This is a genomic window from Streptomyces sp. MK37H (assembly GCF_018035285.1).
Taxonomy (GTDB): domain Bacteria; phylum Actinomycetota; class Actinomycetes; order Streptomycetales; family Streptomycetaceae; genus Streptomyces; species Streptomyces endocoffeicus.
The window spans coordinates 1-5,416 of record NZ_JAAAYH010000525.1; the positions used below are offsets into that span (position 1 = coordinate 1).

General features: G+C 71.1%; 3 protein-coding genes and 2 pseudogenes. 4 read left to right on the top strand and 1 reads right to left on the bottom strand.

What is annotated here, in order from left to right; all coding sequences use genetic code 11:
• Positions 1-361: 361 nt before the first annotated feature.
• The 3 genes and pseudogenes from GWI24_RS39695 to GWI24_RS39705 all read left to right on the top strand — a co-directional run bounded on the left by GWI24_RS39695 (position 362) and on the right by GWI24_RS39705 (position 3,177).
• Positions 362-1,195, top strand: coding sequence for a glycerophosphodiester phosphodiesterase (locus GWI24_RS39695; RefSeq protein ID WP_210950887.1), 834 nt, complete (start codon positions 362-364; stop codon positions 1,193-1,195).
• Positions 1,196-1,248: 53 nt separating this feature from the next.
• A pseudogene (locus GWI24_RS45905) lies at positions 1,249-1,794 on the top strand (ATP-binding protein); the annotation flags it as partial.
• Between the two features lie 414 nt (positions 1,795-2,208).
• On the top strand, positions 2,209-3,177 hold the full coding sequence (locus tag GWI24_RS39705) for a DUF5926 family protein (RefSeq protein ID WP_210950888.1): 969 nt from the start codon (positions 2,209-2,211) through the stop codon (positions 3,175-3,177).
• A gap of 531 nt (positions 3,178-3,708) precedes the next feature.
• Here the strand turns inward: GWI24_RS39705 and GWI24_RS39710 are convergent.
• A complete protein-coding gene (locus GWI24_RS39710; RefSeq protein ID WP_210950889.1) occupies positions 3,709-4,383 on the bottom strand; it encodes a bifunctional DNA primase/polymerase in 675 nt (224 codons plus the stop codon).
• A 580-nt stretch (positions 4,384-4,963) separates the two neighbouring features.
• Here GWI24_RS39710 and GWI24_RS39715 point away from each other — a divergent pair.
• Positions 4,964-5,416, top strand: a pseudogene (locus GWI24_RS39715) (serine/threonine-protein phosphatase); the annotation flags it as partial.

Genomic DNA, 5,416 nt, shown 5'->3' on the forward strand with positions numbered 1-5,416 from the left:
GCCCGTCCGGTGCGGCGCCCGCGGTGGGCTCGTAGTCCGGCGCGGGCGGCACCGCCGGGTTCGGGTGCGGCGCCGGAGGGGCCGGATGCGGCCCGGGCGCGGGCGGAACGGCAGAGCCCTCGTTCTCGGTGCTCACAGCTCTCTCCTCAGGTGCACGACAGATTTCTCGACGGCCTGCGTGTACGTCTTACCGTTACGTCTTACCGTCGTCAGCTTTTCCCACAGCGCGTCAGACCGCCGTAAGGAGCGACAGCCCCGCGGACTACCACCCTTTATCCCGGACAATTCGCCCTACCGCCATTCCGTGCGGACGGAGGGGCCGCGTCCACCGGCTCACACCGGGCGGTGGCACCATAACGCGGTGACCTATGCGCGCCCTGCCCGGGACGGCCGCCCCGGGCCGCACATCGTCTCCGTCGTCGCTCACCGCGGGGCCTCCGAGGACGCCCCGGAGCACACCCTGGCCGCCTACCGTAAGGCAATCGAGGACGGTGCCGACGCTCTGGAGTGCGATGTCCGGCTGACCGCCGACGGCCATCTCGTCTGTGTGCACGACCGCCGCATCGACCGCACCTCCAACGGCCGGGGCGCGGTCTCGGCGCTGGAGCTGTCCGATCTGGCGACCCTGGACTTCGGCTCCTGGAAGGGCCGGGCCACCGACAGGGAGGAACCGGACCGCGACAGCCGGGACAGCACCTCCGTCCTCACCCTGGAACGGCTCCTGGGGTTCGTCGCGGACGCCGGACGCCGGATCGAACTGGCGATCGAAACCAAACACCCCACCCGGTGGGCGGGCCAGGTGGAGGACCGGCTGCTCGGGCTGCTGCGCCGCTTCGGCCTGGACGCGCCGCCGCCCGGCGAACGTTCACCCATCCGTGTGATGAGCTTCTCAGCGCGCTCCCTGCACCGGATCCACAGCGGGGCCCCCGCCATCCCCACCGTCTACCTGATGCAGTTCATACTGCCGCGCCACCGGGACGGGCAGCTGCCACCCGGGGTGCGGATCGCGGGGCCGAGCATCCGGATCGTGCGGAACCACCCCGGCTATGTGGCACGGCTGCAGCGCGAGGGGCACCGAGTGCACGTCTGGACCGTCGATGAACCAGAGGACGTCGAATTGTGCGTTCGTCTGGGCGTTGACGCGCTGATCACCAATCGCCCCAAACAGGTACTGTCCCAACTCGGACGCTCATAATGGGCATTACAAGGCGTGCACCGGCGCGTTCGGTACGTATTCGATCGTGACGAGTGCGTCACACGATGCCACTTGGCCGGTTTCCGCTCCAGCACCGCGGGGCATTCATCCCGTGGCGTGGGGCTAAGGAGGTCTCGGGGGTGGCGTTGGTGGTGGCACGGCAGGTGCCGACGTCGTCGACCATGGCCGTACCCCATGGTCCTGCGGGCGTCCGCGCGGCAAGACAGCGGATGCGTATCGATCTGGGCAGGACTGGGGTATCGGATTCGGTCATAGACGACGCTGTATTGATCCTTTCAGAACTGCTCAGCAACGCATGGCGACATGGCCGCCCTTGGCGTTCCGACCATGGTGGCGGCACGGTCCGGGCTGCATGGACCGTCGATGAGGACGACCGGCTGACGGTCGAGGTGACGGATGGCGGCGGACCCACAAGGCCACTTCCGGCCAACCCGTCGGTGACCGCGCGCGGCGGCCGCGGGCTGAACATCATCATGTCGCTGGCCGAGGAATGGGGCGTGCGGGACGACATCGGCGAAGTCACCGTATGGGCTCTTCTCCCGCCCGACGACGAATTCGCCCGCCGCGTCACGATTCCCCCGGATCTCTCCCCCGAGCTGGGTCCCACCCTGGGTGCGGAGCTGGCCTCCGGGCTGCGTCCGGGCCTCGACGCGCATCTCGAGGCCGGTCTCGACACGAGTCTCGGCCCGAACATCGGCTCGGACATCGGCCCGGGCCTCGGCTCGGACATCGATGCCGGACTGGGCCCCGGCCTCGGCTCGAATATCGAGGCGAACATCGACCCCGATTTCGATCGCGAGCTGGACTTCGCCGATCTGGACGAGCTCGCGTAGCCGACGCGGCTCAGGGAGCCGACGCGGTTCGGCCAAAGGGCTAGGCTCGCGCCCGTACCAGTCGTACGCGCCGTAAGGCGAGCATCGCCGCGGCCGTACGCAGACCGTCACGGGCGTACGAGCAAGCCCTGAGCCGCACGATCGGGAGACAGCCTCACCATGGCCAAGAAGCGCCGCCCCCAGACGAAGGCCACAGGCCCACGGGTCGCCAACGGCGAGATCCCCGTGGTGGGCGCGCGGGAGCCCTGCCCGTGCGGCTCGGGCCGTCGCTACAAAGCCTGTCACGGCAGGGAAGCCGCACACGCCGTCACCGAGCTGGTGCAGCGCCCCTTCGAGGGACTCCCCGGCGAATGCGACTGGGTGGCCCTGCGCGAGCTGGTGCCCGCCGCGACCGTCGAGCTGACCCTCGCCGAGGGGCTGCCCGAGGGGGTTCCGTCGGTCACCCTGGCGACCGTGCTGCCCATGGCGTGGCCCGCGCTGCGCCGCGACAACGGCACCGTACTGCTCGGCCTCCAGAACGACACGCCCTCCGGCGACATCAGCCGCGACCTGGCCGACACCCTGCGCCGCGCGCTGACCGCCGAGCCGGGCACCCCGGTGGCCGCCGAGCGGGCTCCGGGCGACGGTCCGCGGCTGCAGGATCTGCTCGACCCGAAGGGCACTTTCTCGCCGACTCTGCACGAGGGGTTCGAGTTCTGGCTCGAGGACGCCGCGAACGCGACCGGAGAGGTCGCCGCGTCCCTGGAACGGGCCAACGCGGCCGCGATCCCCACCGCCCGGCTCACCGGCGTGGAGGCGGCCTACTGGTGCGAGACGCCGGAGAAGAACCACCTGCGCTGGGTGATGTCCCACTCCGAGGAGAAGCTGCTGGACGCGCTCGCCCGGCTGCACGCCGCGGGCGCCTCCTCGCTCGGTGAGAACACCCGGCTGGTGGGCTCCTTCCGGGCCCATGGGCTCACGGTGCCGGTGTGGGATCTGCCACGCGGGATGAGCGCCGAGGACACCGAGAAGCCGGCCGTGGACCTCGCCGAACGGCTCGCGGAGGCGCTCGCCTCCGACGCCCCGCTGACGCCTGAGCAGCGGCGCGCCCGGGGCGGTCTCACCAACCGTCAGGTGACGCTGAGCTGACGTCCCCCGGACGGCCGGAGGGCTCCGCGGGGACACCGCGGGGGCACGTGACGCCGGTCACAACTCACTGTTACGCCCTGCAAATCGACGTCCGGAAATCCGCGATCGAATTTGCTATCGGCCGATCTCTTGTTACGGTTCTAAAAGCCCGGTCGCTGGTGCATCCCCCGTCGCCAGCGACCGGGCGCTTCCATGTCCGCGTCCGGGTCCGCGTCCGGACGCGGCGCGGGACGGTGGGGCAGGTACGGACCAAATGCCGTCGGCGGCAAGGGAATTGCTCCCGGGGGGCCCGGTAAGGGAGTTGCTCCGGGGCGCACAGCGCACAGCGGGGCCCACAGTGCACAGCACTGGCTCGCGCGGAAAGCCCCTCGGCGCCCTGTGCTCACGAGAAACGCCGGGCCCGGAGCCAGGACGGGCCCGGAGCCCAGGAAGTCGCCTCCCCGGCCTCCGGGCCCTCACACACCCGCGAGCGTCGCGCTCAGCGGTCCGCCGCGCTCAGCGGCCCCCGAACCCCCGCACCCGGGGCCCGCCTCAGTAGGCGAGCCGGCTGCCCCCGTCGGGCGCGCTGGTGCTCGCCTCGACCAAGGCGTTCACCACCGTGGCCACCTGAGGCAGCCAGGGCCGCCCGGAGCGGCGCAGCGGCGGCCGCTCCCAGCGCACCCGCCCGGAGCCGGTCTGCGACGGCGGCAGCACCACATAGCCGCCCTCGCCGTGGAACCGCAGCGAGCTGGGCACCCAGTCCTGCTGGTTCAGCAGCTCGCCGAGGTCTTCGAGAGAGTACGGCTCCACCAGCAGCGACCAGCGGGTGGGCGTGGCGACCACCGGGCCGAGCCGTACGCCCACCCGGTCGAAGACCGTCAGCGCCCGCGCCCCGGCGACCGCGGGCAGGCTCACCGCGCAGGGCGCGTGACCGCCGGTGGCCAGCAGGAGGGGCGCGGAGGGCCGGTTGCCCCACCACCAGCGCACCATGCGCTCGTCCGTGGTGGCGGCGAGGAGAACAGGGTCGAACGGATGTCCACCCGGAACCGCACATTCCGGGTCGGGGCAGCCGCACGCTCGCGGCCGTCCGCCGCCGGACCGGAGCCCGACGCCAGGGACCACGGGCCACTGCCACTCGGTGGCGCAGGTGAGCGCCGCACGCAGCAGCGGCGACCGCGCGCCGCGCCGCAGCGAGAACTTGCGTCGCCTTCCGAGGATCTCGCGCATGAGCGCTCGTTCCTTTCCGTTAACGCCGAGGGCTGTCCGTCGCACTACATCGCACTTCAGATGGCACTTCACTTGGACTTACGTGGCGCTGTCCGGCATCGTTCGGCCCGTCACAGCAGGTGGATCACAAGTCACTGCGCGTACAAGGCAGCGCATCATGCCGCGGGCCGAGCGTGGAACGTGGCGAGGGGTGGCGCGCGCATGGCGCTTGCCGTCCGGTTGGTGCCTTCCTCGCCACTCGGGGATGGGCGCGGCCGTTGTGGTCTATGACGCCTGGACCGGCCGCGGGGTTCCGGGGCGATCCGAACTGCCCCTGCCCCTCTCCGATGTGTACCCGCCGCGGTGGAGACGACGCGCTGTCGAACGACGTCAGTCGACCTCGAAGGGACAGCCTAACGACTTTTTTTCGGCCAAGTTCAATTCCCCCCAGACACCAACAAGACCACCGGGACAATGCTGGACATCGCATCTGCGCTCCGTGTACATCTGGAGACAGTAGCGGCACAGTAGCGGCGCAGCACGACAGGGGGTTTGCGATGCTATTGAGCGAGCCGGACCCGGCGGGTGAAGGCAGCGGGCCATGAACGCGCCCCACGCGCCGAAAGTGGCTGGAATCGATCCTTCCCTCCCCTCGCCCACGCAAACTGCCGACCCCGTCACACCGCCCCTGGCCGCGCCCGACTGCGGTGTCCAGGACCGGCTCGCGGCCTGGGTCTCGGACCTCACCACCCTTCATGAGCTCACCGAGCGGCTGGTCCGGACCGACTCCCTCGACGAGGCGCTGCGCGAACTGCTGCGCGCGGGCGCGTCCCTGGTCGGCGCCCGGCGCGGACTGGTGGCGCTCGAACCGGCCGACGGGCTCGGCCCGGTGATCACCGTGGGGCTCGGTCTCGGCCACGCCGACCTCGGCCAGATCGAGACCATCCCGCGCGGCTCCGCCTCCGCCGGCCATCTCCTGGACGGGCTGCCCGAGCCGGGCGGCGAGCGGCGCGCCGATGTGACCCACCCCGATATCGCCAGTGAGGCCGACCTC

Coding starts and splice junctions, on each gene's coding strand:
- GWI24_RS39705 (WP_210950888.1), top strand. CDS start 2,209: ATGGCCAAGAAGCGCCGCCCCCAGACGAAGGCCACAGGCCCACGGGTC.
- GWI24_RS39710 (WP_210950889.1), bottom strand. CDS start 4,383: ATGCGCGAGATCCTCGGAAGGCGACGCAAGTTCTCGCTGCGGCGCGGC.